The sequence below is a fragment of the Dyadobacter sp. 3J3 genome (genome assembly GCF_009801115.1).
Classification (GTDB): domain Bacteria; phylum Bacteroidota; class Bacteroidia; order Cytophagales; family Spirosomataceae; genus Dyadobacter.
Genome location: NZ_VTOL01000005.1, coordinates 304,801 through 322,922, shown reverse-complemented (window position 1 = coordinate 322,922; position 18,122 = coordinate 304,801). Strand labels below are relative to the sequence as shown.

Sequence of the window (18,122 nt, the reverse complement as noted above, 5' to 3'; positions counted from 1 at the left end):
AATTATAAAAAACGCACAAGCCTATTTTAGTAGCTTGTGCGTTTTTTAGTTTTAGTTTGAAGACTTCATTACCCTGAATACTTCTTTTTTCTTTCCTGCAACAACTTCAACGAGATATAATCCGGGCGAAAACTGCGCGGATCCCAGATTTATCTGATGCTTTTGAATGGACCCGTTTGCAGCTAAATTGTTTTGAGATGAATATCTTCCTGTCAAATCAATGACATTAACAGAAACCTGCTCGCCGACATTGGCCTGATATAAGATGTTAAAAATGTCTTTAGAAGGATTCGGGTAAATTTGCCATTCAATTTTATTTTCAATCACCACAGAGACCACTTTTGAATACTGAAAGGTTTCATCCAGATCAACCATTTTTAAACGGTAATATCTGACGTCTGATTTATTAGCTTCATAGTCAACAAAAGAATAATGCTGGCCTGATTTGGGATTTCCGTCTGCTAAAACATCACCCAACTTTGTAAACTGACCCAATTTTAAAGCATCATTTCCTTTGGCAACTTCAAGTTCAAAATGACTGAAATTAACTTCTGACGTTGTTACCCAGTCGGTTATCACATCCAGAGAAGGATCGATACCGTCTTTTTTTCTTGCTGTAAAACTTAATAATTCAACAGGTAACGGTGCAGCAATTGCACTCATAGCTCCCTTACTAAGCCAGAATTCCGATAGGTTTTTAACCCTAAACTCGGCATAATAACCTTTATCAAAAGGCACTTTTCTTACTTGTGGAGCATTGATAAATAGCCAGCCGGGACTCGTATTATTGGCCACATTACCATCTTCATTGGCATCGTTAGGGTCGCTGTATTTTGAAATACCGAGCTCCATTGCGGAGGCTGGTTTTCCACAATTAGCACAACCCGTCGCAGCGATCAGCTTTTCTATTTCCGTATCAAGAAAGTAAAAACGTACCGATACGGAATCAGAAAGCAAGTAATTAGCAGGTTTGATGGTAATATTTCTACTTCCGTAATACTGAGAATTAGTATTACGAATGGATCCTGAATTGATATATACCCTTACATCCGTTGCGCCAAGATTTTGATTATTAGCGAAAACCGACGCAATTAAAGCTCCGTTGGAAGTATAATTAACCCACTGTTTTTCCCCAGCTGAACTTGTTGCGGCCACAGACATACTTGACCCGTCATAAATAGCATTACGATTATCGTAAATGTGAATATCGTCAATCGCAATTCCTTCCCGGGTAATATCTCCATCGCTTTTCACTGCAAAGCGCAGGCGCAAATTGGCACTACCTGCTGGTAAAGCAATGGTTGCAACATGCCAGCGGGTATAATCCTGTATACTCCAGGCGTTATTATTTGTGTAAGTTTTGTTATACCAGTTTGTCCCGATATTGTTTGCACCAAGGCGTAGCCAGGTAATTCCATCTGTTGAATATTCCATGAAGGCAAAATCGCAGGCCGCTTTTCCACAATCTTCAAAATCAAGTGCCACATTGAAACTCAAAGTGGGTGCAACCATTCCACGAACATCCAGACACGGTGAGTACAAATACGATGTTTCGTTTACTTTATAAGTTCCGGCCAAACCTGTTTTCCAGGCTTTTGTTCCACTGGCAGCACTACTTACTTTGGGAGACGACGGTGTGCCATAGGCCAGAGAAACATTGGTTCCGCTGGTATACCAATATCCGCTTCCTTTTTCAAAATCTTCCAGATAGGGGAAAGAAGAAATAACAGGTGAATTGTACATATCTGTCATTACCACATCATTTGATCTGTTCGAATCTGATGCTAAATCCGTCCATACTTTTACAGTATGCGGACCGGGCCCAGACAAATTCGCCGTCGCCTGGAAAGTGTAATCCACACTGGCTTTTGCATTTAATGAAGCAATTGTTTCTGTAATAATGGCGCCGTTATCAATCTGGAATTTCACAGGAATTTGTGAAAGATTATTGGCAGAATTATTACGGACGGTAACTTTAACAAGCTCGGAATTTCCCATTCCACAGCCGCCAACGGGATTGTTCAGGCTTACCAACTGCGCATCATTTGAGACCTGGAACAGTTGAATATTATCAAAACTATATCCGGCTCCATTGTATACATCAGAAACCAGAAGTTTGCCAAACTGTCCCCAGCGGATCTGGAAACTTGGGGAAAATGCTTTACCGTTTGCTGCGAGAATGTGACTAATTTCAATATCCGCTGATAATTTGGCCGTTTCGGTAACACCGCTCTGATTGCTAAAAAGATTATATACTTCAATCCAGGCGTCGGTATCTTTTCCTCTAATCCAAACTTTATTATCTGCACTGCTGGCCTCTCCGTGATTTTTGTATCTGAAATTCATTCGGATGTCATCTGACGCGGCGTTGAAAGCCGACAAATTGAAAGTAGCATCCAGATAATTTGTATTTCCATCAGCCATGTAACGATCCGTATCCAATGTCAGCGCCCTGTTACCAGAAAAAGCAACGCCGGAATTCACAAAAGTACGTATCCGACCGGAAGCCGTACTTCCGGTAAAATCGTAACGATCAGCACCAGACAAACCCATTTGTCTGGAAAAATATTCCTGTTGCGGTAATGTTTCCATGTCGTCCATAAATGGCATGGCTACATTGGCATTGCTCAACTGGACAAATGTTTTGGTAATGGAATTATTAGCAGTAATGGCATCACCCGCTTTATTTACGATCACTTTCAATACGTAAGATTTAACATTCGAAAGATCAGCAGTTACATCAAAAGTATGGTCATAAGTACCTCCTGCGGCGATAGCAGGCGAAATATTCTGCTCTCTTACAAGATTATTATCCAAATAATAACTGATAGTAAAATTTCCGTTGCTACTGGCATCGTCCAGATTTTTTATTCTGACTTTAATGCTTGCCGCGGCCGACAATTCGGTAGACGTAAGTTTTCTCCCGGAAGATGCCGGAGAAATAATGGCGTCAATTTTCAAATCGTTATCTGACATCGTTCCTGCGCATGTTCCGCTATCCGGTTTTCTTGATAAGGCAACTCCTCTTCTTCCTGGATTTCCATTCAAACGCGCTCTGACCGTTACCCAATACGTCTGATCTTTTGATAAACCGCTAAAAGTATAATTATTACCCGTTGTTGTTCCAATAGCAACCATTTCATCACCTTGCAGCATCATAACCTCATAATCCGTAGCACCCGGAACCGCATCCCAGTTCATGGCAATGTATCCCTCACATTGAACCGGACTTAATACCGGTACGGGAACGCCAACAATGGTGAAAGCTTCGCTGATACTAACCTGATTTGTACCATTTTTCGTAATTTTCACTTTCGCCTGGGTCGTAGTTACGGCTGGAATTGTCCAGGCCAACTGACTAATACCCGGATCAACAGCCGTGTTAATATCAATCCAGTTCGAACCATTATCAACAGAATACTGAACTGAAAATCCGTTTGATTCATTCCCGAAAGAATCCCAGTTGATGTACATGACATCACCATCTTTCACATGCTCATTACCAATCGGATACGTTATAGTAGTCTCAATTGGAACGGCATCATAAACGACAAAATATTCCTGTCTCGGATTCTGGTTGATTGCAGTTCCTTTAATTGTTATCGTATAATTTCCAGCCGTTGGTTTGTCAATCACGACCTGTTCAATGTTGTTGATGTGATCAGCACCCGTGGTTGCCGGATTATCTACATTTGCCGGAGCCGCATCCAAAAGTTTTGGCAAGGTTTTTACCGAAGATGCATCGGCAACTTCAAGATCAAGGTCATTTACCAATGTCTGGCTCGAAAGAATAGCCGCGGCAGGATCATTCCAATACAACATTACTTTTAGCTGCGCAGTATTTTCAGGTATCTGAATAACGTGGGTTTTGGAAGATCCATTGGTGAGAGAATCGTTCACAAAACTTTTACTTTCCATCATTTTCACAGAGCGCAGGAGATTTAGCCAGCCAAAACCATATTTATAATCCGGTCCGGCATTTCCCTTATCCATTCCTCCATTACAAATGAGTGCTTTAATCAATGCACTTTTCGGTGTTGCACCGCTATTTAGCTTTTTGTATTGTTGATACAGCAAGGCTGCACTCCCGGTCACCGCTGGCGTCGCCATGCTTGTTCCGGATGAAGTTCCATATAAATTGGTTGGAATTGTCGACGTAATATTTGTTCCTTGTGCTACAATTTCTGGTTTAATACGGCCATCCTTTGCCGGACCTCTGCTAGAACTTCCCGAAAGATTTCCATCTATCGTTGTGTTACCTACACTAATTATATTTTTTGCACTTTGATATCCTCCCAGAATATTTCCAAAACCGCCCGGAAAAGGACTGCATTCAGTTGCTCCGCTGTTACCCGCCGCAAACACGTTTTGCAAATAGGGCATCTGAAAAGCCTGCTGATCTAATATCTGAGAATACAAGTCGTAAGTGCCAAATGATTCACAACTCGTAACATCATTCCCGTAAGAATTGTTGGTAACGACCATGCCATAATCTTTGACATAAGTAGGCAAACAGGCCAGAATATTAGAAAAATAATGAGCCAGAATCGTTGCTTTGGGAGCGTATCCCTTATATCTTTCATCAATAATACCTGCTCCGCCCAGCGTTCCCATTACGTGCAAACCATGCGAGCCACTTACTTCGACAGCTTCCCTGTTAATAATCCGGTTTGTAAAATCTACATGTAAAAGTGGATCTGAATTATCTCCAATTCCGATTACGACACCTTCCCCATGTAAATTACGATTTCCTGACATCGAAGAGCCTAATACATTTGCTCGTGCGTTAACAGTACTATGGTCATTTACAGGTGTATCTTCTTTTGGAGCCGCCTGAATATATTGAACAAACGGTAGCAAAGCCAGCTCCCCAACACGGCCTACCGGTATACGTAATTCCAGAACTCCGTAATTCTTGAAAAGATCCGAAGTAATGGAAAAGCTTTTATTTCTTAATTCATCTGAAACTTCCTGAAAGGAAAATGTTTTAGGAAAACTTACCCAAACATCAATTGTGCCCCCTACTTTGACTGCATGAGCCGGAAAATTCCCATTGGCAAGGGAAACCTGCATTTTCTGTCTTGCCGTTAATTCGATGACCGATCTTGCCTTTACACGCAGTAAGGCAGAGGCAGAAATAGTACCCGTTGTAGTAGCGGTGTAAGCATTATTAGGTATGTAGTCTAGCAGCTGTATACCATTTTCTTTTAATTCCCGGGTTTCCGCTTCTGTTGGTATTCCTTCAAATTGTATAATAACGAAAGACTTTCTGTTAAGCGAAATCATTTTCCGATTCAATTCAGCAACACCAGTTACAGAAATATTTTTCTCGGGAGTGAATGATTCATTCCTTAATAAAAGCCGGTATTGTGCAAATGCAACATTAGAGACCAGAATAACCAATGTAGCAAGTATGTAGAATTTTTTCAATATTGTTAATTTTTAAAGTAGAAGTATTTAAGCTGGTTTACGATAATTACTTCTAATAATAATTAAAAATTAGTTAGATACAATATCTGGACAATATTTTTTTATTACAAAAATTTGTCAACTAAAAACAACCTTTAAATAAATTCTATGTTTAAAATGTATTTTCTATTTAAATCAGATCTCTTACCGCCGAAACGTGTTTTTGTTATTCATGAAAGAGTGGAGTAACTTCGTTGTCTCTAACAGAGAATATTTCATAAAACAATTCGTTTTTCACCTCATAAACTGCTGCCGTTCACCCTATACAGCGTTTATGATCCCTAATTCTGTACTTATGGATTTATATGGTTTAATAGGTTTCCCCCTTACACATTCTTTTTCCAAGCGTTATTTCTCCGAAAAATTTGTACGTGAAGGAATTTTGAATTCCAGCTATGATCTTTATGAAATGCCAAAGCTTGAAAACCTTTCAGCATTACTAAAAAGACACCCTGAACTAAAAGGTTTGAATGTTACAATTCCTTACAAACAAGATGTAATACCATTTTTAGATGATTTAGATGACGCTTCTGCGGAGCGAATTGGTGCAGTAAACACGATAAAAATTTTTGCAGACGGAAGCACAAAAGGCTACAATACAGATTATTACGGATTCAGACAATCCATATCCGAATGGATGGACCGCCGCGGGGAAGCTTGCTGCAACTTTAAGGCGCTCGTGTTAGGAAATGGCGGTGCAGCTCAAGCTGTAAAAACAGCTTTGGAAGATATGAAAACAGAATATGTGGTAGTATCAAGACAAAAAAACGCCGATTCCATTGCGTATGAAGAGTTAACTCAGGAGATTATTGAAAGTCATCTTCTTATTATTAATACTACACCACTGGGAACTTTCCCAAACACGGAAACTTGCCCGGATATACCCTACCAGTTTATTTCAAAAGGCCATTTCTTATACGATTTAGTCTACAACCCTACTACAACACTTTTCATGAAAAACGGCACCGCTCAGGGAGCTGCCGTTCACAACGGATTAAAGATGTTGGAAATGCAGGCAGAAAAATCATGGGATATCTGGACTTCGGAAGAGGAAATGTGGAGTATTTAGGAATTCGAATAATAACTCCACAAATCATCCTGAACTTTTTCGGACTTTGTCAATATTCCAATCGGCAGTGGAGCTTTAATTCCGCTGCCGATTGTTTTCAAACTCTGGCATCTTCTAATTTCATCCCACAAACCTGAGTCCAAAAACGAGGTCAAGACTTTTGCTCCACCTTCTACGATGATCGATTGAATTCCGCGCTTGTGAAGCTTGTGCAGAATTTCTTCTATTTCATTTTCATCCTGATTTATTTTCAAAAAGGTAGTGCCAAAATTTTCTGAATACCTTTCCGGAATTTTAGCAGGTTCGGTTTCTTTACCATAATTAACCACAATAGTTGGTTGTAAGTTATCGAATAAATTTAAAGATTCTTGAAGTTGAAGATTTCTGTCCAGAACAATTCTTACCGGATTCCTTCCCGCCCAATTGCGGACATTTAATTTCGGATTATCATTTATCGCCGTATTATGTCCAATCAAAATTGCATCCTCTTCTGATCTCCATTTATGCACACGCATACCGGAAAATTCACCGCTGATTTGTATCGGTTTTCCGTTTTTTCCAGCAAGAAATCCATCCGCTGTTTCAGCCCATTTCAAGATGACATATGGACGCTTTTTTATAAAACTTGTAAAAAACCGCCTATTTAGCACTAATCCTTCATCAATTAATACATCACAAACTACTTCAATTCCCACAGAACGTAAAAGTTCAATTCCCCTGCCAGAAACCAACGGATTAGGGTCACCGTTACAGATAACTACTTTTTTGATATTTTTACTTACCAATAAATCGGCGCAAGGAGGCGTTTTACCTGTGTGTGAACAAGGTTCCAACGTGACGTATGCCGTAGCTTCGGGAAACAGATGTTCATTATTTCTTTTGATCACGTCCTCAACGGCGCGCACTTCCGCATGAGGGCCGCCATAATGCCGGTGCCAGCCTTCTCCGATAATCTGGTCATTATGCACAATCACACAACCAACCATTGGGTTAGGGCTCACACTTCCGCGACCATATTCTGCAAGCAATAATGCCCGCTGCATCCACTTGATATCCTCGTTCATTTGACAAAAATACAAACCTCGTTTCAAACTCAACTTTCGTGAGTTCTTATAATTTGCTAACTTTCCGACATCAGAATAAAAAATCAACTAAAAATGACTTCGGCTCGTCAATTATATCAACATATTGTTAGTGGAATTAAAGTTTATCCGCCCAAGGAAACCCAGGCCATAGCGTTCATGCTTCTGGAACATTATATGCGGTTGCGAAACATAGATGTGCTCGTTGACCGCCCTGTTCCTGAAAATACCGCGCAGCCAGACTGGGAAGGAATTATTGGACGATTAAATAACAATGAACCCGTTCAGCATATCATAGGATCAACAGAATTTTGCGGGCTTGAATTCCGCGTTTCTTCATCCGTTTTGATACCTCGTCCGGAAACAGAAGAACTTGTACAAATGGTAACGCGCGATTATGCCGAACCTGATAAAGATGTTTCTATTTTGGACATTGGTACCGGCAGCGGCTGTATCGCGATTGTTCTGGCCCGTTTTCTTCCACATGTTACCGTTCATGCCTGGGATGTTTCGGATGAAGCACTTTCTGTGGCGCGTGAAAATGCAAGACAACTCATTGCAGATGTGCAGTTTGCCAAACAGGATATGCTTAATGTAACATTCCCATTGCCTGGAAATATCATCAAATTTGACTGTCTCGTTAGTAATCCGCCTTACGTAACGTATTCGGAAGCAGAGACCATGCGCCCGAATGTATTGCGTTTTGAACCGCATGAAGCACTTTTTGTAGAAGACAGCGATCCGCAATTATTCTATAAAGCCATCGCTGATTTTGGAATTCATCATCTTAAAACCGGCGGAAAATGTTATGTTGAAATCAACGAACATTTTGGTGCAGGCACAAAAGAGGTTTTTGAAGAAAGAAATTATAAGCAGGTAGAAATCCTTCGTGACATTCACGGAAAAGACAGGTTTGTGCGTGCGGTTTGGGATAAATAATTTAAAGGTCAAAGTTGATTTTTGATATAATTTGTTTGTCCGAATTTAATCCCGAAGGGATGACATTATTATAGCCAGATATTCGCCTACCGACCAATAAACCCCGAAGGGGTGAAATATGATTATCAACTAATTGTCAATAACAAAATTTCTTTGCTAAACCCGGGACAATCCGTGGTAAAATAAACACTACATGTATTTAGAAAAAGTAAAAGAAGTACTTGACGAAATGAAAAAAGTAGTGGTTGGGCAGGACAGGCTGCTCAACAGATTACTAATCGGACTTTTTACCGGCGGACATATTCTTCTGGAAGGTGTTCCCGGACTAGCCAAAACGCTGACGATTAACGTGATGGCAAAAGTTCTGCAACTGGATTTTCGCCGTATACAGTTTACTCCCGATTTATTACCGGCCGATTTGATTGGCACGATGATCTACAAACCAAAAATTGGGGATTACGAAGTAAAAAAAGGACCGATTTTTTCCAATATTATTCTTGCTGATGAAGTAAACCGTTCTCCTGCAAAGGTACAATCCGCACTTTTGGAAGCGATGCAGGAAAAACAGGTTACAATCGGCGATCAGACTTATTTGCTCGATAGACCTTTTGTAGTTCTTGCCACACAAAATCCGGTTGAACAGGAAGGAACTTATCCGTTACCAGAAGCGCAGATTGACCGTTTTATGATGAAAGTCTATGTAGATTATCTCAATAAAACGGAAGAACTGGAAGTAATGCGCCGGATGTCCAACATCAATTTCGACTATAAGATCAAACCGATCCTAAATAAAGAAGATCTTTTTGCGATCCGTGAAAACGTAAACAATGTGAACATTTCAGAAACGCTGGAACGTTACATTATAGAGCTCGTTTTTGCTACCCGCAGGCCACTGGATTATGGCCTGCGTGACGAAGCCCGTTATATTCAGTTTGGTGTTTCTCCCCGCGCAACGATTTATCTGAACAGAGCGGCAAAAGCATTGGCTTATCTGGAAGGACGTGATTACGTTTTACCGGAAGATATTAAAGAGCTGGCCCCTGATATCATGAACCACCGGATTTTACTGAATTATGAAGCAGAAGCGGATGGCGTAAAAACCACAACGATTATTGATTCTATTTTGAGAAAAGTAGCGATTGGATAATTGTTAAATCCTGAATCATTCAGGGCACAGGATCATGTCCGTGACCGCCCCAGGGATGGCATCTCGAAAATCGTTTCAGCCCCATCGGAACACCTTTCAAAACACCATATTTTGTAATGGCCTGAATCATATATTGTGAACAGGTAGGTGTATAGCGGCATGAATTGGGTAAATACGGCGATAGCACACCTTGATAAATTCGTACCAGTCCAATGAGTAGAAATTTCATTTTGCTTCGTTGTGTAAAGTATTATCTTTGACAAATAACATCATAAACGCATGATTTCCTATATAATTTGGGACGTTAATCCCGAAATCTTTACAATCCCTCAAACTTTGGGTTTTGGCCCTTTTCCTGTTCGTTGGTATGGTCTACTGTTCGCTGCCGGTTTTTTAATCGGGCAACAAATTATGATCCATATCTTCAAAAAAGAAAAAAAACCGCTTGAAGATATTGATGCACTGACTTTGTACATGGTAATTTCTACTGTTGTTGGCGCAAGAGTTGGACATTTCCTTTTTTACGAGCCCGAAGTGCTGTTTAAAAATCCATTGGAAGTAATTTTACCACCATATGCCGGCCTGGCCAGTCACGGAGCTGTCATCGGTATTATAGCCGGATTACTTCTTTATTCACGAAGCAGAAAAGCCACAGGACAAACATTTTTATGGATATCCGACCGCATGGTTATTTTAGTAGCGCTTGCAGGATCATTTATTCGTTTTGGAAACCTGATGAATTCTGAAATTGTTGGACGCCCAACCGATCTGCCCTGGGGATTCATTTTCATGAAAAATACCGAGTTTTTGCAAATCCCGAGACACCCGGCGCAATTATACGAATCGATCTCCAGCTTTATTTTATTCTTCATTTTACTGGGTTTATGGAATAAATTCAAGGAAAACACGCCGCGTGGACTTTTGCTTGGCATTTTCTTCGTCTGGATATTTACGTTAAGATTCCTGTATGAGTTTTTGAAAGAAAACCAGGAAGCTTTTGAAGCAAATTACGCCCTGAATATGGGACAAATTCTTAGTATTCCTGTCGTTATTCTTGGCCTTTATTTCATCATACAATCCAGAAAAAATGCGCCGCAAAAAATAGGGTAATAAACTGAAATGAGTAGTCAATTACGTGATTGTCAAACAGAATAGTTTTTTTGTTAAATTGCACTTATCCCGAATATTTTATAAACCTACTCGTATGAAAAACAGATTTATTTTATCCCTGGCTTTTGCATCCGTGCTCTTTCTTTCTGGTTGCGGTGGCAAAAAAACAGAAGAGGAAGAAAAGGAAAAAGAAGCACCCGCTAATGCGGTGGAAGCATTGCAGCAGTTTGCCGACAAAGCAAAAACGATGCAAAACAAAGAGCCTGTTGATCCGGTTGATTTTCGCAAACTGAAAGAATTGTTACCCGAAAAGGCCGAAGGAATGAGCAGAACCGAAGCAACCGGCGAAAAAAACGGAGCGATGGGTTTTACAATTTCCAGAGCTGAGGCAAAGTATAGCGGAGACGGCGATGCATCTGCACACGTTGAAATATTTGATACAGGCGGCGTAGCGGGTGTTGCTACGATGGCATTAGCCGCGTGGACAATGGCTGATATCGACAAGGAAACTGCGACAGGTTATGAAAAAACTACGAAACTGGAAGGATATAAAGGATACGAAAAATACGATAACCAAAATAAATCCGGAGAACTAAACGTGCTCGTTGCTGACAGATTTGTTGTTAACGTCAATGGAAATAACCTTTCTGTGGACCAGTTGAAAAGCATTTTAGGTGCAATCGATCTTGATAAACTTTCGGGTTTGAAATAAATTTATTTTTGTATTGACAAAAAAAGGAGCCTTTCGGCTCCTTTTTCGGGTTTAGGAATTTTGTGTAGAGTTATCGGGGTATAATGGTAAGGTAATATTCGAGCGATGAGTAAATAACGAAACTAGGCAGAAGCAAAATCAACCTTTTCTCTTAAAATTTGTTTAGCCTTGACAAGCTGGTTTTTTACCGTATTTTTTGAAATCAGAAGAAATTCTGCAATTTCCTGATACGATTTCCCCTCTTCAATATTGAGACGAAGAATCTGTTTTCTTTTCGCAGACAAGGAATCAACCGCCGTCTGCACCAAAGAAATACGTCTTTCTTTTTCTTCCTTTTCATCATCCACAGAAACCTTCATAGCTTCCATATATTGTTTACGAAGAAATTCACTTTTCTCAATTTTCTTGAAATGGTCAAACGCCATGTTTCTGAGACAAGTAAACAAATAGGAATTAAAATTCAGGTCTGGTTTGATCTGCTCTCTCTTCAGCCAAATTTTCACAAATACATCCTGCAACATATTTTCAGCCTCCTCTTCGTCTTTCAGAAGCGAGATAGAAAACCGCAGGGCGGGCATTTTGTAATAATTGTAAAGTTCAGCAAAGGCTGCTTCATCGCCTTGCGTTACTTTGATCAGCGTTTTTTCGTCAGGATAGGCCACGTTCGTAAAAGTTTATGTCAAGGAAACTGGGTCAGGATTAAAACTAAAATCGGTCTATTTTAAAGTTCTGCTTTTCGTTAATTTTATTCTCAAATTAATATTATTTTCAATATTTCATTTTATTTCGAACAAACTGAACTTAATTAATAACCTAAAAACCGCGCATTGTGAAATAAAATATGTTGAAACACTATATTAACAATTGTATCTTTTGCAATTATAATCTTCTATAATGTTTTGTATTGATGAAGAAGGTAGAATTATGATCATAAATTTACGGGGTGTTTCGATAATTGATATCGCAACTTGCGTAAATATATCTTCATTTTGCGCAAAATAGACTTATTTAATAATTAGGTAATAATAATTTCTCAAAAAGGCCACAAATGCTCAGAATCAGGCAGTTTTTAATCTAAAAAAATATTTTTCTTAGTCCTTTTCCGGATTATAAAAAAGAAAAATAAACTTCCTAAATGTGAATGCTCCGGGTAAAAAATCAGTCACTCCCCGATAGTCCAACCTATTACATGCTGAGTATATATTGATAACCCGTAGGTGCTAAAATATATTCAAAAAATTAAATTCCTAAACATAACAATCTGCCTGACCAATGGATCAAAATAGAATTGAAAATATTCTGGAGAAAATTTCGACTGTTAAAATTGCGGTTTATGGTGACTATTGCCTGGATTCCTACTGGATTATCGATGAACAGGGTTCCGAGATTTCAGTTGAAACCGGACTAAAAACACAAGCGGTGTCCCGCCACTATTATACGCCGGGTGGTGCCGGCAATGTTGTCGCCAATCTTTCAGCGCTGAATCCCTCCAAAATCAAGGTTATTGGTGCCATAGGAAATGATATTTTTGGAAGAGAATTAAATGCTCAGTTACAGGCTTTGGGTGCAGATACGACGTCACTTTTTGTACAACAAGATAATTTCAATACCTATACTTATCTAAAGCGCCTTATCGACGGGCAGGAAGAACCAAGAATTGACTTCGGTATTTTCAATGAACGGAGTATTGATACCGACGAAAAAATATTGGAAGCGATAGAAAATGCCCTGATCGAATACGACGCTGTTATTTTCAACCAGCAGGTTACCGGAAGTATTAATAATGAATCGTTCATTGAGCGTGCTAATGAACTTTTTGAAAAATACAGCGATAAAATCGTTATGCTGGATTCCCGTCATTTCAATGATCGTTTTAAAAATACTTTATTGAAAGCAAATGATCGAGAAATCGCCTCGCTTTCAGGCGTTCAGGTTAGTCCTGACGAAATAATTCCTGCAGGTGATGTTAAGAAATATGGTAAAGCGGTTTTTGATAAAACAAATAAACCTGTGTTTGTAACATCCGGAGAGCGAGGAATTCTGGCTTTTGATGAAAATGGAATTTACAAAATCCACGGATTACAATTAAAAGCGAAGCTGGATACCGTTGGAGCAGGAGACACAACGATCAGTGCACTTACTTTATGCCTGGCCGCTGGAATTCCGGCTGACGAAGCTGCCGAGTTTGCAAACCTGGCAGCGGCAGTAACAGTTCAGAAATTATATACCACTGGAACTGCAACAGGAGAAGAAATTATTAAGATCAGCCATGAGCCCGATTACATCTACAACGCCGATCTTGCAGAAAATGAACGGCAGGCAGTATATGTCCCGGAAACGGAATTTGAACTTTGCGGCCCGGAAGTGATGGAGCGTCTTGGGCATATTCGCTATGCCGTTTTTGATCACGACGGAACAATCAGTTCTATGCGCCAGGGATGGGAAGAAATCATGGAACCCGTCATGATGAAATCGATCCTGGGCAGTCAGTATGATACCATTGATTCCGCAACATTTAACAAAGTGCATGAAAAATGTAAGGATTTTATCCAGAAAACAACCGGTATCCAGACCATTTTCCAAATGGAAGGATTGGTTAATCTGGTTCGTGAATTTGGCTATGTCCCGGAACATGAAATTCTGGATAAGTTTCAATATAAAGAAATCTATAATGATGGCCTGATGGGAATGGTGAACAAGCGCATGGAAAAGCTTGAAGCCGGAGAATTAAGCCCAAGTGATTTTATAATGAAAGGTGCCGTGGATTTCCTTTATGAATTAAAAGAACGCGGCGTGACGATGTATCTGGCCAGTGGAACGGATGCGGAAGATGTCCGCCATGAAGCCGAAATGCTTGGCTACGCGCACTTATTTGATGGTGGAATTTATGGTGCTTTAAGAGATTATACTAAGTTTTCCAAAAAGATGATTATTGAAAAAATCATTCGTGACAATAATCTGCGAGGAAATGAACTGGCTGTTTTCGGTGACGGTCCGGATGAAATCCGCGAAGGTCGCCGTGCTGGCGGTGTATCGGTCGGGATAACCAGTAATGAATTGCAGCGTTTCGGACACAATCCGGCAAAACGTCCGCGCCTTGTCCGCGCAGGAGCACAATTGCTTATTCCTGATTTCTCTCAGCATAAAAAATTAATTTCTTTGCTGTTCCAGGAAAACGTTGACTACGCGTCATGAACTTGTTAAACGCAGGGTTTCGGGAGTTTTGGCGCCGAGTTTCGGGGGTTTTGTTTTTGGGTTGCTTGGTTGTTTTTTCTTGTGGGAAAAAGAGTGGTTCTGATGATTCTGTTTATCAGGATAGACCTTTTTGGCAGGAATATCATGAAGGTTATTCTGTTGGCAATTCTCCTGAATCAAATAACGTACGCAGCATAGCGGTCGATGGTGAATCAAATGTCTGGATTGCTACGGCGGCGGGCGTTTTTCAAAAAAAGAAAGATTCCGCGACATGGAATTCCATGCTTCCGGAAAGTGAATCAGGACCTTCTTTTGCCGTTTCAACTGACAACAAAACAATCTGGCTTGGTACCTGGAACGGGCTCTGGTGTTTTCAAAATAATAAATTAGAAAAGATTACCGGACCGAAAGGTCCGGTTTCTGTTATTTGTAAAACTGTCGACGGTCTTTATGCCTTGGGACCAAATGGATTTTGGTTTGACAAGGGAAAAGGATTTGTCAAAATAGAAACAATTCTTCCTAAATCCATTCGTGATGTAATTTCCGATAAGGCGCATGGTTTGTGGATTGCAACCGATGTGGGATTGTATCATTGGACTGAAAAAGAAACACAGCACTTTTACAAACCAAAAGAATTGCTCAGCGGTTATGTTAAAGGTCTTGCGCTTGATGCGAACCAAAAATTATGGGCAGGCGGATTGGGAGGCGTTACCATACTAAATGCGGATGAAGCAGAAAGAACTTTACAACCGGAAAATGGAATTCCTTCTGTATATGTCACTTCTGTAAAATATGCGCCAGATAGTATTATGTGGGTTGGTACGCAAACGGGCGTTGTTCGCTATCAACCTAATGGCTCGCATTCATTACGTTTCAGCAGACGCTGGCTGATGGATGATCAGGTAAATGACATTGCTTTTGACAACGATGGAAATGCCTGGATTGCGACGCCAAAAGGTGTAAGCGCGATCAAAAAGAAGAAAATGACTTTGGCACAAAAACAGGATTTCTTTAATGATGTATTGATGAAACGCCACATCCGTACTCCCTGGATCGCGGGACAGTGCCATCTCACCACCCCGGGCGATACCACTTCCTGGCTTCCCGAGGACGACGACAATGACGGAGAATATACAGGAAATAACCTGGCCATGGAAAGTTTCAGATATGCGAGCACTAAAAATCCGGAAGCCAAAGAAAACGCAAAAAAAGCTTTTGGCTTTTTGAAATTATTACAGGAAGTAACCGGTACAGATGGATTTTTTGCCCGTACCATAGTTCCTGCTGACTGGAAAAATGTACACGATGGCAACCGCATTTTTACTGAAAAAGAATTGGCGGATGAACTTGTAAAAGAACCTCGTAACAAACCGGTTGAAGTTCGTTGGCATAAATCAAAAGATGGAAAATGGCTTTGGAAAGGCGATACCAGCAGCGATGAAATGTGTGGACATATGTTCGGTTACTATTTTTATTATACACTGGCCGCGGATGAAAGTCAAAAGAAAATTATTGCCAAACATGTTGGCCGGATTGTTGATTATTTGATGAAACACAATCTTGATCTGATGGATGTGGATGGAAAACCAACACGATGGTCAGTCTGGTCGCCGAATAAGCTGAACCGTGATCCGGAATGGCTTCCAGACAGAAACCAAAATTCCATGGAAATGCTGACTTTTCTTCTGCTTGCACATCATATGACAGAAGACGAAAAATATCAGAAAGAATATCTCCGTCTGATTGAAAAAGAAAATTACCTTAAAAATATGTCGGAAGTTACCAATCAGAATCCTGCCTGGTTTATTTATTTCGACGTTGTTTTACAAGCTTACCTCTACCCGATTCTTATCCATTGTGAAAAGGATCCGGAACGTCTGGCATTTTACAAAACCCATTTGGAACGCTGGTTTGAAAAAAGAAAAGGAGATCACAACCCGTTGATCAATTTCATTTATTGTTATAGTACCAATAAAAAAACGGAGCTAAAAAACTCGGTCGATTTTCTGGTTGATACCCCACTTGACCTGGTCGACTGGCACATTGATCACAGCAAAAGGGAAGATCTGAAAATTGTCAGAAAACCGGTGTTGGAAGATATTCAGGTTGATGTGATACAACCTGCAAGTATACGGATGACCGTACGATGGGACAAAAATCCCTGGACAGCTACCGGAGGCGATCCTTCAACGGAAAGAGAGCCCGTTTTCTGGCAGCTTCCTTACTGGATGGGGAGGTATCTGGGAATGATAAAGTGATTTTTTTATTAGTCCCTTACCCTAAAAATGTAGTATACCTTCAACAGACTTTTAACAAACATGAAAAACACAGCATCGTTATTTCTATTTCTTATCCTGATATCTTTTAAAGTTATCGAGGTAAAGGCGCAGCCATCCCAGACCTATGCTGAGAAACTGGGCTGGCCAAAAGGTGCGAAGGTTATTATTTTTCACGTGGATGATGCCGGTATGTCTTATTCGTCCAATCAGGGAGCAATTAAATCCATTGAAAACGGTATCGCCACTTCGTGCAGTATTATGATGCCTTGTCCCTGGGCAGCAGCTTTTACAAAATATGCCGTAAAAAACCCGAAAATGGACGCAGGTCTGCACCTTACGCTCACTTCCGAATGGCAGGAATATCGCTGGCCTCCGCTGGGCGGAATTGCACATTCTCCGGGATTGGTTGATGACGAAGGCTGCATGTGGCATGAAGTAGAACAGGTTGTTAAAAATGCAAATGCAGATATGGTGGAACAGGAAATCCGCGCACAAGTTGAAAGAGCCTTGAAAATGGGTTTGAAACCGACACACCTGGATTCACACATGGGAACATTATTTGCCCATGGCCCATTTCTCGAACGATATATTAAAGTCGGGATGGAATATGGAATTCCGGTCATGTTTCCCGGCGGAAATAACAAATTACTTATCGAATGTCTGAATGCGCCGGTGATCAAAAAATTAAGAGCAGAAGGAAAGTGGAAAGAAGGCACCAAACTTCCTGAGACTGCTATTACAAAAGAATCAAAAGCTGTTGGTGAAAAAATCTGGAATGCGGGTCTGCCTGTTTTGGATGATTTACACACAAACAGCGGCGAATGGAAACCCGAAGGAAATAACGTTACTCCCGAACAATGGGGAAAATACAAAGCCACAAAATTTAAAGAAACGCTCGGTAAAATGCAGCCAGGTGTTGCAATGATGATCGTTCACAGCAGCGATATTACCGATGCGTTCAAACACATCAGCGCTTCGGGCGGATCCCGTTATGCGGATATGCTTTCGATGCTGGATCCGGATTTGAAAGCTTATATAAAATCCGAAGGAATCATTTTGACTACCTGGAAAGAAATGCTTGAAAGACGGAAAAATGTGAAGTAGTCGTAGAACCAATAAT

Annotated in this window: 12 protein-coding genes; 8 read left to right on the top strand and 4 right to left on the bottom strand. The window is 40.5% G+C overall.

The window, feature by feature from the left end:
* Positions 1-51: 51 nt before the first annotated feature.
* Positions 52-5,430: a S8 family serine peptidase gene (locus FZF08_RS13195; RefSeq protein ID WP_159469470.1), complete on the bottom strand. Its 5,379-nt coding sequence runs from the start codon at positions 5,428-5,430 to the stop codon at positions 52-54.
* Between the two features lie 334 nt (positions 5,431-5,764).
* Here FZF08_RS13195 and FZF08_RS13190 point away from each other — a divergent pair, with 334 nt between their 5' ends.
* The gene (locus FZF08_RS13190; RefSeq protein ID WP_159469760.1) at positions 5,765-6,538 is read left to right on the top strand and encodes a shikimate dehydrogenase; all 774 of its coding nucleotides are present in this window, start codon (positions 5,765-5,767) and stop codon (positions 6,536-6,538) included.
* Here FZF08_RS13190 and ribD read toward each other — a convergent pair.
* A complete protein-coding gene (ribD, locus tag FZF08_RS13185) occupies positions 6,535-7,602 on the bottom strand; it encodes a bifunctional diaminohydroxyphosphoribosylaminopyrimidine deaminase/5-amino-6-(5-phosphoribosylamino)uracil reductase RibD (protein ID WP_159469468.1) in 1,068 nt (355 codons plus the stop codon). The genes FZF08_RS13190 and ribD overlap by 4 nt on opposite strands.
* Before the next feature lie 93 nt (positions 7,603-7,695).
* Here ribD and prmC point away from each other — a divergent pair, with 93 nt between their 5' ends.
* Positions 7,696-8,559: a peptide chain release factor N(5)-glutamine methyltransferase gene (gene prmC, locus FZF08_RS13180; protein WP_159469466.1), complete on the top strand. Its 864-nt coding sequence runs from the start codon at positions 7,696-7,698 to the stop codon at positions 8,557-8,559.
* Positions 8,560-8,752: 193 nt separating this feature from the next.
* Positions 8,753-9,706, top strand: a complete 954-nt coding sequence (locus FZF08_RS13175; RefSeq protein ID WP_159469464.1) for a MoxR family ATPase — start codon at positions 8,753-8,755, stop codon at positions 9,704-9,706.
* Between the two features lie 19 nt (positions 9,707-9,725).
* Here FZF08_RS13175 and yidD read toward each other — a convergent pair whose 3' ends face one another.
* Positions 9,726-9,935, bottom strand: a complete 210-nt coding sequence (gene yidD / locus FZF08_RS13170; protein WP_137342320.1) for a membrane protein insertion efficiency factor YidD — start codon at positions 9,933-9,935, stop codon at positions 9,726-9,728.
* 50 nt (positions 9,936-9,985) lie between these two features.
* Here yidD and lgt point away from each other — a divergent pair, with 50 nt between their 5' ends.
* Together lgt and FZF08_RS13160 are read left to right on the top strand one after the other, a co-directional pair.
* On the top strand, positions 9,986-10,816 hold the full coding sequence (gene lgt, locus FZF08_RS13165; RefSeq protein WP_159469462.1) for a prolipoprotein diacylglyceryl transferase: 831 nt from the start codon (positions 9,986-9,988) through the stop codon (positions 10,814-10,816).
* Positions 10,817-10,910: 94 nt separating this feature from the next.
* A complete protein-coding gene (locus FZF08_RS13160) occupies positions 10,911-11,528 on the top strand; it encodes a hypothetical protein (protein WP_159469459.1) in 618 nt (205 codons plus the stop codon).
* 122 nt (positions 11,529-11,650) lie between these two features.
* On the opposite strand, the gene FZF08_RS13155 is transcribed toward FZF08_RS13160, so the two are convergent.
* Entirely contained in the window at positions 11,651-12,190 is a 540-nt protein-coding gene (locus FZF08_RS13155) for an RNA polymerase sigma factor (RefSeq protein WP_159469457.1), read from the bottom strand.
* 610 nt (positions 12,191-12,800) lie between these two features.
* Here FZF08_RS13155 and FZF08_RS13150 point away from each other — a divergent pair.
* Genes FZF08_RS13150 through FZF08_RS13140 form a run of 3 tightly spaced genes read left to right on the top strand, consistent with a single transcriptional unit; the run spans position 12,801 to position 18,106 of the window.
* Positions 12,801-14,723, top strand: a complete 1,923-nt coding sequence (locus FZF08_RS13150; protein WP_159469455.1) for a PfkB family carbohydrate kinase — start codon at positions 12,801-12,803, stop codon at positions 14,721-14,723.
* Entirely contained in the window at positions 14,720-16,981 is a 2,262-nt protein-coding gene (locus FZF08_RS13145; RefSeq protein ID WP_159469453.1) for a regulator, read from the top strand. Before FZF08_RS13150 ends, FZF08_RS13145 begins: the two co-directional genes overlap by 4 nt.
* Before the next feature lie 60 nt (positions 16,982-17,041).
* Positions 17,042-18,106, top strand: coding sequence for a polysaccharide deacetylase family protein (locus FZF08_RS13140; protein ID WP_159469451.1), 1,065 nt, complete (start codon positions 17,042-17,044; stop codon positions 18,104-18,106).
* Positions 18,107-18,122: the final 16 nt, after the last annotated feature.

Bases quoted from the DNA above. Each gene is read 5' to 3' on its own strand.
- FZF08_RS13190 (WP_159469760.1), top strand. From the start codon at position 5,765: ATGGATTTATATGGTTTAATAGGTTTCCCCCTTACACATTCTTTTTCC.
- ribD (WP_159469468.1), bottom strand. From the start codon at position 7,602: ATGAACGAGGATATCAAGTGGATGCAGCGGGCATTATTGCTTGCAGAA.
- prmC (WP_159469466.1), top strand. From the start codon at position 7,696: ATGACTTCGGCTCGTCAATTATATCAACATATTGTTAGTGGAATTAAA.
- FZF08_RS13175 (WP_159469464.1), top strand. From the start codon at position 8,753: ATGTATTTAGAAAAAGTAAAAGAAGTACTTGACGAAATGAAAAAAGTA.
- yidD (WP_137342320.1), bottom strand. From the start codon at position 9,935: ATGAAATTTCTACTCATTGGACTGGTACGAATTTATCAAGGTGTGCTA.
- lgt (WP_159469462.1), top strand. From the start codon at position 9,986: ATGATTTCCTATATAATTTGGGACGTTAATCCCGAAATCTTTACAATC.
- FZF08_RS13160 (WP_159469459.1), top strand. From the start codon at position 10,911: ATGAAAAACAGATTTATTTTATCCCTGGCTTTTGCATCCGTGCTCTTT.
- FZF08_RS13150 (WP_159469455.1), top strand. From the start codon at position 12,801: ATGGATCAAAATAGAATTGAAAATATTCTGGAGAAAATTTCGACTGTT.
- FZF08_RS13145 (WP_159469453.1), top strand. From the start codon at position 14,720: ATGAACTTGTTAAACGCAGGGTTTCGGGAGTTTTGGCGCCGAGTTTCG.
- FZF08_RS13140 (WP_159469451.1), top strand. From the start codon at position 17,042: ATGAAAAACACAGCATCGTTATTTCTATTTCTTATCCTGATATCTTTT.